15 protein-coding genes are annotated in these 16967 nt (G+C 73.2%); 7 read left to right on the top strand and 8 right to left on the bottom strand.

Features of this window, described 5'->3' with window-relative positions:
• Positions 1-34: 34 nt before the first annotated feature.
• On the top strand, positions 35-1435 hold the full coding sequence (gene mptB / locus ACQPWW_RS25820; protein ID WP_433126111.1) for a polyprenol phosphomannose-dependent alpha 1,6 mannosyltransferase MptB: 1401 nt from the start codon (positions 35-37) through the stop codon (positions 1433-1435).
• Positions 1436-1449: 14 nt separating this feature from the next.
• The gene (mptB, locus tag ACQPWW_RS25815; RefSeq protein ID WP_433126110.1) at positions 1450-2910 is read left to right on the top strand and encodes a polyprenol phosphomannose-dependent alpha 1,6 mannosyltransferase MptB; all 1461 of its coding nucleotides are present in this window, start codon (positions 1450-1452) and stop codon (positions 2908-2910) included.
• A 148-nt stretch (positions 2911-3058) separates the two neighbouring features.
• Here the strand turns inward: mptB (ACQPWW_RS25815) and ACQPWW_RS25810 are convergent, their stop codons facing one another.
• From ACQPWW_RS25810 to glnA, 3 genes are all read right to left on the bottom strand, one after another.
• A complete protein-coding gene (locus ACQPWW_RS25810; RefSeq protein WP_433126109.1) occupies positions 3059-3652 on the bottom strand; it encodes a hypothetical protein in 594 nt (197 codons plus the stop codon).
• Positions 3649-4014, bottom strand: a complete 366-nt coding sequence (locus ACQPWW_RS25805; protein WP_433126107.1) for a PadR family transcriptional regulator — start codon at positions 4012-4014, stop codon at positions 3649-3651. The genes ACQPWW_RS25810 and ACQPWW_RS25805 overlap by 4 nt, the downstream gene beginning before the upstream one ends.
• 139 nt (positions 4015-4153) lie before the next feature.
• The gene (glnA, locus tag ACQPWW_RS25800; protein ID WP_433126106.1) at positions 4154-5578 is read right to left on the bottom strand and encodes a type I glutamate--ammonia ligase; all 1425 of its coding nucleotides are present in this window, start codon (positions 5576-5578) and stop codon (positions 4154-4156) included.
• Between the two features lie 262 nt (positions 5579-5840).
• Between glnA and ACQPWW_RS25795 the strand changes: the two genes are divergently transcribed.
• Positions 5841-6239, top strand: a complete 399-nt coding sequence (locus ACQPWW_RS25795) for an RDD family protein (RefSeq protein WP_433126105.1) — start codon at positions 5841-5843, stop codon at positions 6237-6239.
• Positions 6240-6477: 238 nt separating this feature from the next.
• Here the strand turns inward: ACQPWW_RS25795 and ACQPWW_RS25790 are convergent, their stop codons facing one another.
• A complete protein-coding gene (locus tag ACQPWW_RS25790) occupies positions 6478-7164 on the bottom strand; it encodes a DUF4191 domain-containing protein (protein ID WP_091407420.1) in 687 nt (228 codons plus the stop codon).
• 206 nt (positions 7165-7370) lie between these two features.
• Here ACQPWW_RS25790 and ACQPWW_RS25785 point away from each other — a divergent pair, with 206 nt between their 5' ends.
• Together ACQPWW_RS25785 and ACQPWW_RS25780 are read left to right on the top strand one after the other, a co-directional pair.
• Positions 7371-7541 (top strand): hypothetical protein, encoded by a 171-nt coding sequence (locus ACQPWW_RS25785; protein ID WP_433126103.1) that lies wholly within the window; start codon positions 7371-7373, stop codon positions 7539-7541.
• 116 nt (positions 7542-7657) lie between these two features.
• The gene (locus tag ACQPWW_RS25780; RefSeq protein ID WP_433126101.1) at positions 7658-10549 is read left to right on the top strand and encodes a helix-turn-helix transcriptional regulator; all 2892 of its coding nucleotides are present in this window, start codon (positions 7658-7660) and stop codon (positions 10547-10549) included.
• Positions 10550-10622: 73 nt separating this feature from the next.
• Here ACQPWW_RS25780 and ACQPWW_RS25775 read toward each other — a convergent pair whose 3' ends face one another.
• Positions 10623-12326: a hypothetical protein gene (locus ACQPWW_RS25775; RefSeq protein ID WP_433126099.1), complete on the bottom strand. Its 1704-nt coding sequence runs from the start codon at positions 12324-12326 to the stop codon at positions 10623-10625.
• 226 nt (positions 12327-12552) lie between these two features.
• Between ACQPWW_RS25775 and ACQPWW_RS25770 the strand changes: the two genes are divergently transcribed.
• On the top strand, positions 12553-12990 hold the full coding sequence (locus tag ACQPWW_RS25770) for a hypothetical protein (RefSeq protein ID WP_433126098.1): 438 nt from the start codon (positions 12553-12555) through the stop codon (positions 12988-12990).
• Between the two features lie 80 nt (positions 12991-13070).
• On the opposite strand, the gene lipA is transcribed toward ACQPWW_RS25770, so the two are convergent.
• Positions 13071-14060 carry a lipoyl synthase gene (lipA, locus tag ACQPWW_RS25765; RefSeq protein WP_433126097.1) on the bottom strand — a complete coding sequence of 330 codons (990 nt, stop codon included), beginning with the start codon at positions 14058-14060 and terminating at the stop codon, positions 13071-13073.
• A 445-nt stretch (positions 14061-14505) separates the two neighbouring features.
• Here lipA and aspS point away from each other — a divergent pair, with 445 nt between their 5' ends.
• Positions 14506-15792: an aspartate--tRNA(Asn) ligase gene (gene aspS / locus ACQPWW_RS25760; protein ID WP_433126095.1), complete on the top strand. Its 1287-nt coding sequence runs from the start codon at positions 14506-14508 to the stop codon at positions 15790-15792.
• Between the two features lie 51 nt (positions 15793-15843).
• Here aspS and ACQPWW_RS25755 read toward each other — a convergent pair whose 3' ends face one another.
• Together ACQPWW_RS25755 and lipB are read right to left on the bottom strand one after the other, a co-directional pair.
• Positions 15844-16236 (bottom strand): VOC family protein, encoded by a 393-nt coding sequence (locus ACQPWW_RS25755; protein ID WP_433126094.1) that lies wholly within the window; start codon positions 16234-16236, stop codon positions 15844-15846.
• Positions 16237-16284: 48 nt separating this feature from the next.
• Positions 16285-16926: a lipoyl(octanoyl) transferase LipB gene (gene lipB, locus ACQPWW_RS25750; RefSeq protein ID WP_433126093.1), complete on the bottom strand. Its 642-nt coding sequence runs from the start codon at positions 16924-16926 to the stop codon at positions 16285-16287.
• Positions 16927-16967 lie beyond the last annotated feature (41 nt).

Below are 16967 nucleotides of genomic sequence, written 5' to 3'. Positions count from 1 at the left end.
GTACCGCGACCACCGTACTGGCAGCATGTCCCGCGTGCCTCACCACCTCGCGCGTTGGACCGGCCTGGCGGGATCGGCGTTGCTCGCCGTCGCCGCGTTCCTCGGCGGCGCCCTGCCCGGCGCCCCCCTGCGGGCCACCCCGGTCAGCATCTGGCAGGGCCCGAACGGTCCGCTGGTCATCGCCGCCTGGCTGGTCGGCACCGCGCTGCTCGCCTACGCCTGGTGGGCGCTGCGCGACTCGGTGCCCTCGACCCGCTGGGCGCTGACCACCGTCGGGCTCTGGCTGCTGCCGCTGCTGATCGCACCGCCGCTGGCCAGCCGGGACGTGTACGCGTACGCCTGCCAGGGCGCCAGCTACGCGGCCGGGATCAACCCGTACGAGCAGGGCGTCTCCGCACTGCCCTGCCCCTGGCTGGACACCATCTCGTTCATCTGGCGGGACACGCCCGCGCCGTACGGGCCATTGTTCGTGGTGCTCTCCGGCGCGGTGGTGAAGGCCACCGGCTCGCTGACCGGCGCGATCGTGGCGTTCCGGCTGATCGCGGTGGCCGGGGTGGCGTTGACAGCGGTCAGCCTGCCGGTGCTGGCCCGGCGCGTCGGCGTACCCGCTGGTCGGGCGGTCTGGCTCGCGCTGGGCTGCCCGCTGGTCGCCGTGCACCTGGTCTCCGGCGCGCACAACGACGCCCTGATGGTCGGCCTGCTTGTCGCCGGACTGGCGGTGATCGCCTCCCGACCGGGCCGTCCCGGCCCGCTGCTCGCCGGCGGCGCGCTGCTCGGTCTGGCCGCCGCGATCAAGGTGACAGCGCTTGTCGTGGTGCCGTTCGCGGCGCTGGCCGCGATCGTCGGCGGGTACTCGATCCGCGCCCTGATCCGGCACGGCGGGTGGGTGGCCGGCGGCGCGGTCGCCGTCGTGGTCGGGGTGACCTTCGCGGCCGGGCTGGACTTCGGCTGGGTCGGCGGGCTGGCCCGGGGCGGTGACGTGATCGCCTGGACGTCGCCGTCCACCGCGGTCGGGCAGACCGTCGGCTACCTGGCGGTGCCGTTCGGCGCGCACATCGACGCGCTGCCGGTCACCCGCGGGATCGGCATGGCGGTGCTGGCGCTGGTGCTGCTCTGGCTCTGGTGGCGGGCCCGCACCCGGGAGCCGCTGTGGTACGCCGCGTTGGCGCTGGCCGCCACTGTCGCCCTCGCGCCGCTGTTCCACCCCTGGTACTGGATCTGGCCGCTGGCCGTGCTCGCGGCCACCGCCCGACGGACCGGATGGTTCACCGTCGTCGCGCTCGTCGCGTCGTTCCTGGTGCTGCCCGACGGCACCGGCCTGCCCCGGTTCACCAAGACGGTCGGGGCGCCGCTGATGACGCTGTTGGTGATCGTGCTGGTCGTCCGGTTGGTACGGTCGGCTCGGGCGGCCCGTCAGCCGGTCGCCGCCGACTGAGGGAAGGTGCGCCGGTGACCGCTCCCGGCTCCCCGCCCGCACCGCCGGTGGCCCGCGCCGCCCGGTACGCGGGACTGGTCGGCGCGATCCTGCTCGCCGTCGCCGGGTACCTCGGTGGGGCGCTGCCCGACGCCCCGCTGGGTGCGACACCGGTGTCGATCTGGCGAGCCCCGGGCGGCCCCGCGACGCTGGCCTGCTGGCTCATCGGCACGGCGCTGCTGGTCGGGGCCTGGTGGGCACTGCGCGCCGGTGCGCCGTCGACACTGTGGGCGTACGTCACCGTCGGGCTGTGGGCGCTACCGCTGCTCGTCGCGCCGCCGCTGGGCAGCAGGGACGTCTACTCGTACGCCTGCCAGGGCTGGACGTACGCGCACGGCGTCGACCCGTACGCGGTTCCGGTGGCGGCGGCGGGCTGCCCGTGGCTGGACGCGGTGGCGCCGATCTGGCGGGACACCCCGGCCCCGTACGGGCCGGTGTTCGTGCTGCTCGCGGCGCTCGCGGTCGGCCTCGGCGGCGGGCTCACCGGCACGATCGTGGCGCTGCGGGTCATCGCCGTGGCGGGGTTGCTGCTGGGCGCGCTCTGCCTGCCCGGGTTGGCGCGCGCGGCGGGTGTGCCGACCCGGCGGGCGGCCTGGTTGACGCTGGCCGGCCCGTTGGTCGGCGTGCACCTGGTGGCCGGTGCGCACAACGACGCGGTGATGCTGGGGCTGCTGCTGTCCGGGCTCCTGATCGTGGTCCGCCGGCCGGGTCGGCCGTCGGCGTTGCTGGTGGCCGGGGTGCTGCTCGGGTTGGCGGTGACGGTGAAGGCCAGCGCGGTGGTGGTGGCGCCGTTCGCCGCGCTGGCCGCGGTGCGTGGCCGCCACACCGTACGGTCGTTGGCGCGCGACGGCGGCTGGCTGGCCGGCGGGCTGCTCGCCGCGCTGCTTGTCTCCTCGGCGCTGTCCGGGCTGGGGTTCGGCTGGGTCGGCGGGTTGACCCACAGCGGTGACTCGGAGCAGTGGACGTCGCCGCCCACCGCCGTCGGTCTGGTGGTGGACTACGCCGGCGCGGCGGCCGGCCGGAACCCGCAGGCAGTTCCGGTGCTCCGAACGGTGGCCCTGCTGGTGCTCGTCGGAGTGCTTGTGGCGCTCTGGTGGCGGGCCTGGCGGACCCTGCGCGCGTTCGACGACGTGGCGGAGCGTACGGCGACGACGCGCCCCCGGGTGGCGCTGCACGGCGCGGCGTTGGCGCTGGTTGCCACAGTCGTGCTGTCCCCGGTCTTCCACCCCTGGTACGCGACCTGGCCGCTGGCGCTGCTCGCGCTCACCGCCCAGCGGACGACGTGGTTCGTGCTGCCGGCCGCGGCGGCGGCCTTCCTCGCCCTGCCGGACGGCACCAACCTGGCCCGCTTCACCAAGGCCCCCGGCGCCGTGGCGATGACCGCCCTGCTCCTGCCCGCCCTCCTCCACGCTCTCCGACGCTCCCGACCACGTTGATCATGAGGTTGGCGGTCCTGTCGATCTCCGAACGTCCCGCCAACCTCATGATCGACGAAGGGGTGTGGTCAGGAACGACTGCCGCAGGTTGGGCAGGCTTCGTGGCCGCGCCTGGTGCTGGGGGTCAGGCGGGCGCGGGAGTGGATGGTCATGAGCAGTACGGCGGCAGCGGCGCGAGGCGGATCGCCGTCGCGGGCCGCGCGGGCAGGGCCAGCCCCAGCAGGCCCAGCACCACCTGCGGCAGCAGCAGCATCAGCGGCGGTCGGGGTGCGTCGAGTGCCGCCGCCAGCGCTGGCAGCGCCACAGTGAGCACTAGCGCGAGGGCGATGGTCAGTCGGGCGATCCGGATCGGCGCGACGGCGGTCGCCACCGCTGCCAGTAGCCAGGCCGCCCACACGACGACACCGAGGGAGAAGAACGGCCCGACGTGGGGTACGCCCCACTCGGCCGGCGTCGGATGCAACTCCGCTACGCCCCAGACGCCGGCGAGGGCGCTCGCGGTGACCAGGGACAGCAGTGCCGCGAGGCGTACCCCGGGAAGCAGGCTGGCGATGCCGGCGGCCCGCAGCCGCTGGCGTGCGCCGCCGCGGAGGAGGTCGGCGGCGTCCGCGGGCGAGGGCCAGCGGCGACCCGGCTCGGCCAGATCGAGGTACGTCCCGACGATCTCGGCCCCGCGCGCACGCCGGTAGTCGGCGGGGTAGGCGAGCAGCAGCCGCAGGTAACGACGCTCGAGCTCGGTCATGCCAGCCCTCCGGCCACGCGCGGGGTGAGCGGTCGGGCGGTGCGGGCCCGCTTGGCCAGCCGGCTGGTGGCGGCCTCGACGTTGCGACGGAGCCGCTCGGTCTCGGCGGTCAGGGTGGTGTCGCCGGCGGGGGAGAGTCGGTAGTAGCGGCGCAGCCGGCCGTCCACCACCTCCTCCCGGTCCACCTCGACGAGGCCGGCGTCGACCAGCCGGTCGAGCGCCCCGTAGAGCGTCCCGGGGCGCAGCGACACGCGGTTGTCGGACAGGCTGGCGACCTCGCCGATCAGCCCGTAGCCGTGCATCGGCTCGGCGGCGAGCGCGGTGAGGATCAGGAAGGTGGGTTCGCGCAGCGGTGTGTCCACCGACGCAATATAACGGATGCGAAGGTATATCGGGGGGCGTTATAAAGCCGCCGGGCCGGCGCCGCGATCGCGACGCCGGCCCGGCCGGTGGTGCAGGGACTGCTCAGCAGTCGTAGACAGCTCAGCAGTCGTAGGCAGCTCAGCAGTCGTAGTACATGGCGAATTCGTGCGGGGTCGGGCGCAGACGCACCGGGTCGACCTCGTTGGCGCGCTTCCAGTCCACCCAGGTGGAGATCAGGTCCGGGGTGAAGACGCCGCCGTCGAGCAGGTAGTCGTGGTCGGCCTCCAGCGAGTCGAGCACGGCCGACAGCGAGCCCGGCACCTGCTTGACGTCGCCCCACTCCTCCGGCGGGAGGTCGTAGAGGTCCTTGTCGATCGGCGTCGGCGGCTCGATCTTGCTCTTGATGCCGTCGAGGCCGGCCATCATCATGGCCGAGAAGGCCAGGTAGACGTTTGCCGACGGGTCCGGCACGCGGAACTCGACGCGCTTGGCCTTCGGGTTGGCGCCGGTGACCGGGATGCGGGTGCAGGCGGAGCGGTTGCGCTGCGAGTAGACCAGGTTGACCGGCGCCTCGAAGCCCGGCACCAGGCGACGGTACGAGTTGACCGTCGGGTTGGTGAAGGCCAGCAGCGACGGCGCGTGGTGCAGCAGACCGCCGATGTACCAGCGGGCCATGTCGGACAGGCCCGCGTAGCCGGTCTCGTCGTAGAACAGCGGCTCACCGTTGAGCCAGAGGCTCTGGTGGGTGTGCATGCCGGAGCCATTGTCACCGAAGAGCGGCTTGGGCATGAAGGTCGCGGTCTTGCCGTTGGCCCAGGCCTCGTTCTTCACGATGTACTTGAAGAGCTGGAGCTGGTCACCGGCGTGCAGCAGGGTGGAGAACCGGTAGTTGATCTCGGACTGGCCGGCGGTGCCCACCTCGTGGTGCGAGCGCTCCACGTTGAAGCCGGTGTCGACGAGCCGGCGCACGATCGAGTCACGCAGGTCGGCGTAGTGGTCGACCGGCGGCACCGGGAAGTAACCACCCTTGTACGCGGTCTTGTAACCACGGTTGCCGCCCGGCTCCTCGCGGCCGGTGTTCCAGGCGCCCTCGATCGAGTCGATGTAGTAGAACGACTGGTGCGCCGAGGTTTCGTGGCGGATCGAGTCGAAGATGTAGAACTCCGCCTCGGCGCCGAAGTAGGCGGTGTCGGCGATGCCGCTGGCCGCCAGGTACGCCTCGGCCTTCTTCGCGACGTTGCGCGGGTCGCGGCTGTAGGCCTCGCGGGTGAACGGGTCGTGGATGAAGAAGTTCAGCGCGAGAGTCTTCTGCGCGCGGAACGGGTCGATGAACGCGGTGGCGACGTCCGGGAGCAGGAGCATGTCCGACTCGTGGATCGCCTGGAAACCGCGGATCGACGAACCGTCGAACGCGAGGCCGTCGGTGAAGAGGTCGTCGTTGACGGACTCGACCGGCAGGTTGAAGTGCTGCATCACGCCGGGCAGGTCACAGAAACGAACGTCGACGAACTTCACGTCCTCGTTCTTGAGGTATCGCAGCAGTTCCTCGGGATTGGCGAACACACATCCTCCTGGCACGTCCACGGGGTGGCTAGGCTTCTGGCGACGCTAGGGCCGGGCGGTTGCCCGGCCGTGTCTCCGTTGTTTCTGCCGTGTTACGTCCCGCGCGGAGCGTCAGTGACGCCCCGGTCCACGCCTCCGGCCCGCCGCGAGCGCCGTCCGACTGTGCCAGTGTAATGACATCTGATGCCTTTAGCCCGAATCGGCACACCGTGACGGCGACACCCGGCAAGCCCCCATCCCCGCGCGGATACCCTTGACCGCTGTGACCAATCCGTACGCCCCGGCAGCGCCGGCCACCGATCCCGCCTTCCGCCCGCCGAGCCTCGGCAAGCGGTTCGGGGCGCTGATCATCGACTGGGTGCTCAGCCTGCTGGTGTCCAACTTCTTCGCCGACCCGGTACGCGACGGCTGGGCGCCGGTGCTGGTGCTGGTACTGGTGTACGGCGTCTTCCTCGGCCTGTTCGCCCAGACGCCGGGCATGTACATCACGAAGATCCGCTGCGTGAACTGGCACGACGGGGGCCGGATCGGGGTGCTCCGAGGGCTGATCCGGGGCCTGCTGCTGGCCCTCATCGTCCCCGCGCTGATCATGGACGAGCACCGTCGCGGCCTGCACGACCGCCTCGCCGACGCGGTCATCGTCGACGCGCCCCGAGGCTGACCCGACTCCCTGCGCCCGAGGTGGCTGAGTCCCGACTCGGCCACCCCAAGGTCGTGCTCGATCATCGTTGTAGTGGCATCCGCGCGCAGCTGAGGCCACTACAACAAGGATCGAGCACGATCTTGGAGGAGCCCACGCCCGCGCTGCGCCGTGCGCGGGGCGCGGGGCGCGGGGCGGCACGACGGGAAAGAGCCGGGCCCGTTCGGGTCCGGCTCTTCTCGGCGTACGTCGAAGGGGGTCAGCGGCCCCGCGACTGGCGGAAGGCGCCCGGCGGCCGCATGTTCTTCGGGATCGCGCCCTTGGGCATCTGCGGGCGGGCGGTCAGGGCCTTGAGTCGCTTGTCCAGCGAGTTGACGTCCTTGCCGGAGAGCGCGCGGGGCAGGCGCAGCAGCGTCGTGCGGAGCTTGCGGATCGGCAGCTCGCCCTCTTCCTGCCCGATCACGTAGTCGTGCAGGGGCGCGGAGCCGATCACCTTCGACAGCCGCCGCTTCTCCTGCCCGAGCAGGCCGCGCACCCGCTGCGGGTTGCCCTCGGCCAGCAGGATCACGCCCGGCCGGCCGATCACCAGGTGGACCATGTCCATCTGGGTGGTCGAGCTGACCGCCGGGGTCACCCGCCAGTCGCCGCGCATGTTCTCCATGATCTGCGCCGCCGCGCCGGGCTGGCCCTCGGCGGCGTTCATCATCGCCTTGTTGGACCGCAGGTTGAGCACGATCAGCACCGCGAGCAGGACGAACAGGATGCCGATCGGCAGCCAGATCCAGCTCCAGAGGATGACCGCGACCACGGTGAGGGCGAGCGGGATGAGCACCGCGGCGGCGACCAACGGCGCGAACCACCGGTCCTGCTTGGCGGTGAACTGGAACACCATCCCGATCTGCTTCAGCCGTTGGCCGAACGAGACCTTCTCCTGGGGCTTTGCCATGCCGCTGAGTCTAGTGGTCGCCGCCCGCCCCGTTGATCCGCGTCCGGGTGCCGGCCGGCTGAGTACCTTACGTCGCCCCGCCGGTGCGGGCCGGGCGAGTAAGGAGGGTGTCGACGGTGAAGATCAGGCGCTGTGCCCATGCCCGGGTGGGGCCTTCGCGCGGAGAGTCATCAGCAGCGGACGACACCACGACGAAGGAGACCGACATGTTCGGCAACGACGCGGAATTCCTGCTCTCCCTGCACCGTACGCACGCCGCCGAGCTGCGCGCCGAGGTGGCCGCGGACCGGCTCGCCCGCGCGGTGTCGCGACGCGCCGGCCGTACCTGGCTGGGCCGCCGCCAGCAGACCCGCCGCCTCGGCGACGACCGCCGGTGACGGGGCCCGCCCCGGCGGCCACGCCCACGGCGCCCGCCCTGCGGGACGGTCGACCGGGGGCCGTCCCGCCGATCGGCGGGGCCGGGGCGGGCGGCCGTCATGGCATGCTCGCTTCCGTGACCGTACGCGCCGCCAGCTCCGTCCTCGTCGGCCGTCAGCGCGAGCTGGCGACGCTGCGCGAGGCGCTGGCCCGTGCACGGGCGGGGGAGCCGACCACCGCGTTGGTCGGTGGCGAGGCGGGGGTGGGCAAGACCCGGCTGTTGGAGGAGTTCTCCGGCTCGGCCACCGACGGCGGGGCCCGGGTGCTTGTCGGCCAGTGCCTGGAGTTGGGCGAGGCGGGCCTGCCGTTCGCCCCGTTCGCCGCCGCCCTGCGCGCGGTGCTGCGCGTCGACGGCCCGGAGGTGTTCTCCGGCTACGAGGCGGAGTTCGCCCGGCTGCTGCCGGAGCTGGGCCGGGCGACGCTGACCGCGCCGAGCGCCGCCCCGGTCGGTGACGCCCCGCGCGGCTACCTGTTCGACCTGGTCGCCGAGCTGTTCCAACGGCTCGCCGAGGCCCGGCCGCTGGTGCTGGTGATCGAGGACCTGCACTGGGCCGACCGCTCCACCCGCGACCTGATCGGCTTCCTGGTCCGGGCGGCCCGACCGGGCCGGCTGCTGCTGGTCTGCACCTACCGCACCGACGAGTTGCAGCGCGGCCACCCGTTGCGCCCGTTCCTGGCCGAGCTGGACCGGGTCCGCGGCGTGCACCGGGTCGAGCTGGGCCGGCTGGACCGCGAGGGCACCGGCGCGATCCTCGCGGACCTGCTCGGCGCCGACCCGTCCGCACGTGCCGTCGACGACGTCCACGAGCGCACCCAGGGCAATCCCTTCTTCATCGAGGAGTTGGCCGTCGCCGGCGATCCGGTCGGCTGCGCGGCGCTTCCCGAGACCCTGCGTGACCTGCTGCTGGCCCGGGTGGACCGGCTGCCGGAGCCGTCCCAGCGGGTGCTGCGGATCGCCGCGGCCGGCGGTACCCGGTTCGCGCACGACCTGATCGCCGAGATCGCCGGGCTGCCGGACACCGAGTTGGAGGACGCGCTGCGCGCCGCCGTCGCCGCCCAACTCGTGGTGGCCGACCCGGACGGCGACTACGAGTTCCGGCACGCGCTGGTCCGCGAGGCCGTGCACGACGAGTTGCTGCCCGGCGAGCACGCCCGGCTGCACGCCCGCTTCGCCGCCGCGATCGAGGCGCAGCCGCATCTGGTCGCCGTCGGCCGAGCCCCGGCCGAGATCGCCCATCACTGGTACGCCGCGCACAACCACCCGCGCGCCCTGGTCGCCGCGATGGCGGCGGCCGGCTCCGCCGCCGACCGGTACGCCTATGCCGAGCAGCGCCGACTGTTGGAGCGGGCGCTGGAGCTGTGGGAGTTGGTGCCCGACGCCGCCGACCTGCTCGGCATCGACCACCTGGCGTTGCTGGAGCAGACCCTGGACGCCGCGATCACCGCCGGTGACTTCAGCCGGGCGATCACCCTGACCCGGGCCGGACTGGCCGAGGTGGAGGCCGACGCCGCGCCGCTGCGTGCCGCCCGCCTGCTGGACCAGCGGGGTCGACTGATGGCCCTGCTCGGCAAGAGTGACGGCGGCCGGGAGCTGGATGAGGCGTACCGGTTGGCGGCCGGCGGCCCGGTCGGCGTGGAACGGGTCCAGCTGCTCGCCGACATCGCCTCCCACCTGGCCAAGATCGCTCCTCAGCAGGCTGCCCGGGTGGCCGCCGAGGCGAGCGCGGCCGCCGCGGCCCTCGGCGAGGAGTTGGCCCTGCTGCCGACGCGGATCGCCCTGCTCTGTCACGTCGAGCGGGATCTGGAGCGGGGGCTGACCGGGCTGGCCGAGGTCGAGGCCGTCGCGCGGGCGGCCGGGGACGCGCCGGCGCTGGTGCTCGCCAAGGTGTTCCAGTCGGATGTGCTCTGCGAGTTGGGCCGCTACGCCGAGTCCGCGCAGGCGGCCGAGGCCGGTGTGGCCGAGGCGCGGCGGGTGGGGATCAGCCGCTCGACCGGGGCGTACCTGCTGTCCAACCGGGCCGAGGCGCTGATCGCGCTGGGTCGGTGGGACGAGGCGGAGGCGGTGTGCGCGGAGGCCGCCCGGATCGACCTGTCCGGTGTCACCGGACTGCACTGGCTCCAGTTGGGCGCCGGGCTGCGGCTGGCCCGCGCCCATCCGGGCGCCGAGGAGCTGGTGGACCGGGCGTTGGCGTTCCTCGGCCGGCCCTACCTGTGGCCGAACCACCGGCTGCCCCTGCACGAGCTGGGGATCGAGGCCGCGCTGGCCGCCGACGACAAGATCGAGGCGGTACGCGCCGCCCGCGCCGCGCTGGCCGACGCGCATCTGCCGCAACTGCCCCGGGAGGGGTGGCCGGTGCTCAGCGCCGTCGCCCGTACCGCCGCCCGGGTGGGTGACCGGGAGCTGGCCGCCGCCGCCTCCGCGCTCGCCGCGGACCTGCCGGCTCGGCAGCCGGCGGCCCGCGCGCACGCCGCCCAGGTCACCGCCCTGCTGGCAGTCGGCGACCAGGTGCTGCCGGCGTGGCGGGCGGCGGTGGACGCGTGGCGGGCCGACGGACAGCCGTACCCGCTCGGTCGGGCGTTGTTGGCACTGGCCGAGGCGGCCGCCGCCGCGGGCGAGCGGGACGAGGTGTCGGCGGCGGTCACCGAGGCCGCGGAGATCGCCCGGCGGTTGGGCGCGACGCCGCTGGCCGAGGCGGCCGCGACCCTGGCGCGCCGGGTCGGCCTGCGCGGCACGGGTCAGGGCGGTGCCGGCGCGGATCTGTTGACCGCCCGGGAGCGGGAGGTGCTGCGGCTTGTCGCCGAGGGGCACAGCAACAGCCGGATCGCCGAGCAGTTGTTCATCTCGCCGAAGACGGCAAGCGTGCACGTCTCCCGGATCATCGCGAAACTCGACGTGACCAACCGGGGGGAGGCCGCCGCGCTGGCCCACCGCCTCGGCCTGCTCGCCGAGCCCGCGCCACCCCGCTGACGAGCCTGCCGGCGGCCGGGCGCGGCAGTCCTCACCGGGCCGGGCGCACCGCACCGACGGGCCGGGCGCGGTGTCAGGCCGACGGCAGGTAGATCCGCCAGCCGTCGATCGTGACCAGGTCCAGGCCGCCCGGGGCGGTGCGCAGCCGCTCGTCGAGCGTGTGCGCCAACGGCGAGCCGGTCGGCGCGACCCAGGCCGGCGCCGCCGCGCCGTCCACCTCCCGCCGGTACGCGGGGTAGCGGTCGAAGCCGGGGCGCAGCGCGTCGTCGACGACCGCGCAGACCACCTGCTCGGCCGTGGCGAAGGTGAGCCGGTTGCAGGTCCAGTAGCCGGCGCGGACGTGTCGTACGCCGAGCTGGCGCAGGGTGCTCACCAACTCGGTGTGCCGAGCCTCGGCGGCCCGGGTCGCGGGTGCGGTCCGCGCCGCCTGCCAGGTGGCGTGGCCGGCGGTGCCCACTGTGGCCACGAGCAACGCCACCGCGACCGGGCGTACCAGTGCCGGCCCGACGCGGCGACCCGCACCCGCCGGCTGGCGCAGCCCGCCACGGACCGTCGTCCAGACCGGCCACAGCAGGGCCGGCAGGGAGATGAGCAGGCAGGACAGGTAGCGGGAACTCTCCACCGGGGTGAGCCCGGCGGAACTGCTCACGGTGTACGCACCGAGGGTGGCGAGCGCGGCCAGCACGAGCGCCAGCCAGATCGCCGCGGCCACCCGAGCCGGAATCGCAGTAGCGCCGCCAGACCCGCCAGGACTGTCAGGCCCGCCGGGCCCGGCAGCGCCGTTGGAGGTAGGGAGTGCGGGGGCGGGCGGGCGACGCAGCGTGTACCAGGCGGTGGTGGCGGCGAGGGCCAGCAGCAGCGGCAGGGCGAGCGCCCACCACAGTTGCCAGGTGGCGCACCGCCCGGGACCGCAGAACCCCATGCCCAGCGCCGGGCCGAGCAGCAGACCGCCGTGCAGCCGGTCCGCCCATCCCGCGCTGGCGTTCGCGCCGCTGGCGGCGAGCACCGCGTCCAGGGGGTTCCGGCCGGTCAGCAGGCTGTCCAGCAGCAGCGGGGCCGCGCCCAGCACGGCGGCGGCCCCGAGCAGCGCCCCGGCCGCGCCCCGCAGCTCCCGGTGGCAGAACCCGACGAGCACCGCGCCGACCGCCACGACGTACGGCAGCACCAGCGGGTCGACCCAGACCATCAGGCCGGCCAGGAACCCCCACACCGCCCAGCGGGTCAGCCGCCACCCCGGCCCTCCGCTGGCCAGATCCACGGCGAGTACGGCCAGCGCCACCCCTACCGCGTTCATCTCGGGGTAGCCGCCGCCGGCGATCAACTGGTTCTTGACGATCCGGTCGGAGCCCAGGGCCAGCAGCGTCACCACCAGCAGCCCGAACCACCGGTCCCCGGTCAGGCGCAGTGTCAGCCGCCAGGCCAGCAGCAGGAACAGCACGTACAGCGTGAGGGTGGGCAGTCGCAGACCGAGCAGCGACGGCCCACCGGCCAGGGCGAACACCGGCGCGGCCAGGTACGCCTCCAGCGGACCCATGTACTGCTGGCCGTAGAACCAGACGGGGAAGCCCTCGCCCCGGGAGATGTGCAGCGCGGCAAGCCCCATGGCGGCCTCGTCGCTGTTGGTGGGTGGCGCGGCGTGACCCAGCAGCCAGAGCCGGTAGCCCACCCCCGCGAACAGGGCCAACCCGGTGAGCCAGCCGACCACTCCGAGACGCGCGCCGGGCCGTGGGCGCGGGGAGTCCGCGCCGCGCGGCTGGTGGCGTACGCCGAGGGTCATTCCACGATCATGGCATCCGGACGCCGAACGGCCGCGCGGCGCGAGCGGTCGTGGCGGGGCCGGCGCGATGATGGTCGTCCTGGCGACCCCGGCTCGCCAGCTTCCTCGGGCATCGGCGTCGACGTAGGGCCACACGCATCAATTCGCAGCGAGCGTCTGGATGAATCGGCCGCGGGTGGGCGCGCGAGGGGAAGAAGCCGAGGGGGTCTTCTAGGAGTTGGTGACGATGGGACGGGAGTTCTTGGAGGCCCTCGCGGAGCACGCCCGTACCGCTGTCGCGGAATCTGCCGAAGTCCGTCTGCTCGGCCAGGGGGCGAAGACGGTGGTGGACGTCGTTCCCGCCGACGAAGCCTCTTGCCGCTTCTCCGTCTTCTTGCAGGACGACGACGAGCTGACTATCGAGTTCGGTGAGATGTCCGTTCTTGACTTCCACGGGGAGTCGTCGGATGAGCTGCGGGAAGCGTGCCGAGAGGTGGTGGACGCGATTCTCGGCGGCCGGGTGACGGAAGCCGTCTATGTGCGGGACGGGGTTCCGGTGCGGGCTCTCGCGCACATCGAGGTTCCCGATCGGACCATCACGGTCCGCACCCGGCAAGGGCTGAAGCCCTTCGCCCGCAAGGCCCGCGTTCGTCAGTACCTACCGTATGGCCCCGGTCAGGGGTAAACGCTGAGGGGGCGGGGCGGCCAGTGGATGGCTGCCCCGCCCCGCAGTGAGCTGAGTAAAGAGGTTCCGGCCGGGGCAGGTCAGCCCGCGGTGACGACCGCGGCGCGGGCGTCGAGCGCCTGCTTGTAGAGCCGGCCGGCCCGGTACGACGAACGCACAAGCGGCCCGCTCATCACCCCGGCGAAGCCGATCTCCTCGGCCTCCTCGCGCAGTTCCACGAACTCCTCCGGCTTGACCCAGCGGGTCACCGGGTGGTGCCGGGGGGTGGGGCGCAGGTACTGCGTGATCGTGATCAGCTCGCAGCCGGCCTCGTGCAGGTCGCGCAGCGCCTGGGAGACCTCGGCGCGCTCCTCGCCCATTCCGAGGATGAGGTTGCTCTTGGTGACCAGACCGTCGGCGCGGGCCTGGCGGATCACGTCCAGCGAACGGTCGTAGCGGAACGCCGGCCGGATGCGCTTGAAGATGCGCGGCACTGTCTCCACGTTGTGCGCCAGCACCTCCGGGCGGGAGCCGAAGACCTCGGCCAACTGCTCGGGCACGGCGTTGAAGTCCGGGATCAGCAGCTCGACGCCGCAGCCGGGCTGGAGGGCGTGGATCTGGCGAACGGTCTCGGCGTAGAGCCAGGCGCCGCCGTCGGGCAGGTCGTCCCGGGCCACACCGGTGATGGTGGCGTAGCGCAGCCCCATCGAGACCACCGACTCGGCCACCCGGCGCGGCTCGTCGGCGTCGAACTCGGCCGGCTTGCCGGTGTCGATCTGGCAGAAGTCGCAGCGCCGGGTGCACTGGTCGCCACCGATGAGGAAGGTGGCCTCCCGGTCCTCCCAACACTCGTAGATGTTGGGGCAGCCGGCCTCCTGGCAGACGGTGTGCAGCCCTTCGCGCGAGACGAGCCCGCGTAGCTGGGTGTACTCCGGGCCCATCTTGGCCTTGACCTTGATCCACGGCGGTTTGCGCTCGATCGGCGTCTCGGCGTTGCGCGCCTCGATGCGCAGCAGACGCCGCCCCTCGGGGGCCGCCGTTGCGGTGCGCGCTGCCTGGCCGGTCGTCGGCGCGGAGTGCTCGATCGTCACGAAAACGAGCCTACGCCGGACGGCAGGTGTCTATGTACGCCAGGCGACCGGCGTCACGCTCCAAACGTTGTGACGCCGGACACCGGATAGTCGAAAAACGGCGTCACACCGGTGGGGATCCGGTGCTACGGTCACCGCCAACAGCGACGACGGAGCCGAGTAGCGCGCCGACCCGCCAGTGCAGAGAGCCGCCGGTGCTGAGAGGCGGTCTGACGCCGGTGCGTGAAGACCCTCCCGAGCTGCGGGCAGAACGGCCGCGACGCCTAGTAGAGCCCGCCCGGCTGGCCCCGGTCATCAGGCGACGAACGAGGCCCCCGTTCCGGCGGGGGCGAAGGTGTGGTGGCACCGCGAGGTTCCCGCTCGCCCACACCTCCCTGGGGCTGATGCGACGCTTCGCCACCCCAGGGCGGCGACGGCGTGGCGATCGACCGAGGAGCAGCCCGCCATGCAACGAACCCTGTCCCACCACCTGCCCGCCCAGATCGGCGCGACCGTGCGGATCGCCGGGTGGGTGCACCGCCGCCGACTGCTCAAGTCGGTGGCCTTCCTGATCGTGCGGGACGCCGCCGGCCTGGCCCAGGTGGTCGTGACCGACCCGGCCGTCCGCGCCGAGCTGGAGAAACTTCCCGAGGAGACGGTCGTCGAGGTCATCGCCACGGTGACCGCGAACGACACGGCGCCCGCCGGGGTCGAGCTGACCGACCCGGAGGTACGCCCGCTCGGGCCGCCCGCCGTGCCGCCACCGTTCGACCTGTACCGGCCGACGCTCACCGCCAGCCTGCCCACCCAACTCGACAACGCGCCGACCGCCCTGCGGCACCCCACCCGGTCGGCCGCGTTGCGGATCTCGGCGGCGGCGGTCGCCGGGTTCCGGGCCACCCTCGACGCTCACGACTTCGTGGAGATCCACACGCCGAAGGTGGTCAGCTCCTCGACCGAGAGCGGGGCGAACGTGTTCGCGCTGGACTGGTTCGGCGGTCCCGCGTACCTGGCCCAGTCGCCGCAGTTCTACAAGCAGTTGATGGTCGGCGTCTTCGAACGGGTCTACGAGGTGGGGCCGGTCTTCCGGGCCGAGCCGCACGACACCGTCCGGCACCTCGCGCAGTACACGTCGCTCGACGCGGAGCTGGGCTTCGTCGCCGACCACTCCGACGTGATGCGGGTGCTGCGCGACACCCTCGCCGGGATGCTGGGCACCGTGGGCGAGCGGGCCGGTGCGGCCCTGGCGACGCTCGGCGTCACGCCGCCGGAGGTGCCCACGGAGATCCCGGCGGTGCACTTCACCGAGGCGTTGACGATCGCCGGCGCGCCCGCCGACGAGCCGGACCTCGCGCCCGCCCACGAACGGGCGCTGGGCGAGTGGGCCCGCCGCGAACACGGCTCGGACTTCCTCTTCGTCACCGGCTACCCGATGGCGAAGCGGCCCTTCTACACCCACCCGGACCCGGCGCGGCCGGCGTACTCGAACGGTTTTGACCTGCTCTTCCGTGGTCTGGAGCTGGTCACCGGTGGGCAGCGGCTGCACCGGCACGCCGACTACCTGGCGGCGCTGGCGACCCGTGGTGAGCCGGTCGAGCCGTACGCCGGTTACCTGGACGCGTTCCGGCACGGCATGCCGCCGCACGGCGGCTTCGCCATCGGCCTGGAACGTTTCGTGGCCCGCCTGGTCGGCGCGGCCAACATCCGGGAGGTCACCGCGTTCCCGCGCGACCTGCACCGCCTGACCCCGTAGGAGGGCGCCCTGCCGGCCCACTCGATCGGGCGGAGTGGGCCGGCGGGCGGCTCAGGCGGGGCCGAGCAGGTCCCAGAGATTGCCGGCGATGTCCCGGAAGACGGCGACCCGGCCGTACGGCTCGGTGCGCGGCGGCTTGACGAACTCGACGTGCATCTCGGCCATCCGGCGGTAGGTGGCGTCGAAGTCGTCGACCTGGAGAAAGAACCCGACGCGACCGTGGGTCTGGTCGCCCACCGCAGCCTCCTGCCGCTCGCCGTCGGCGCGGGCCAGCAGCAGCCCGGTGCCGCCGCCCGGCGGTCGGACCACCACCCAGCGCTTCGGCCGCCCGTCGTTCGTCAGCGACGGGGTGTCCTCGGCCAGCTCGAAGCCGAGGACGCCGGTGAAGAAGGCGATGGCTGGGTCGTACTCGGTGACGACGACGGTGACGAGATCGATCCGCACGGACCGAGGGTAGGCCGACCGTCGGTCATCCCGGCGCGCGGCCGGGTCTCAGACCGTGACGAGGGTGGACAGCCGGCGTTCGACCACCGGGAGCACGTCGACGACGCCGATCGGGCGGCCCAGCTCGGCGGTGAGCGAGGTGACGCCCGCGTCTCGGATGCCGCACGGCACGATCCGGTCGAAGTACGTCAGGTCGCAGTCGCAGTTGATCGAGAAGCCGTGCAGGGTGACGCCGCGGGCGACCCGGATGCCGATGGCGGCCACCTTGCGGGCCGGCCCCCGGTCGTCCTCGGGCACCCAGACCCCGCTGCGCCCCTCGATCCGGCCGGCGGCCAGCCCGAACTCGGCGCACACGTCGATGAGCAGCTGCTCGGTGCGGCGGACGTAGGCGACAACGTCCACCGGGTCGGGCAGCCGCACGATCGGGTAACCGACGAGCTGCCCCGGGCCGTGCCAGGTGATCTTGCCGCCGCGGTCCACGTCGACGACCGGGGTGCCGTCCGTCGGCCGGTCCCACGGCTCGGTGCGCTTGCCAGCGGTGTAGACGCTCGGGTGCTCCAGCAACAGCACGGTGTCGCCGCGCTCGCCAGCCACCACCGACTCGTGCAGGCGCCGCTGCTCGTCCCAGGCGGCCTGGTAGTCGAGCAGGCCGGCGCGGACGGCGGTGAGGCCGGAGATCGTCGTTGTCACGCTTTCCAGCCTAGTCCCGCTCGCGGCGATCGTCCCTGGTG

Source organism: Micromonospora sp. CA-240977, from assembly GCF_050942285.1.
Classification (GTDB): Bacteria; Actinomycetota; Actinomycetes; order Mycobacteriales; family Micromonosporaceae; genus Micromonospora.
Note: the sequence above shows the minus strand (reverse complement) of the source record. Positions and strands in the feature narration are given on the sequence as shown.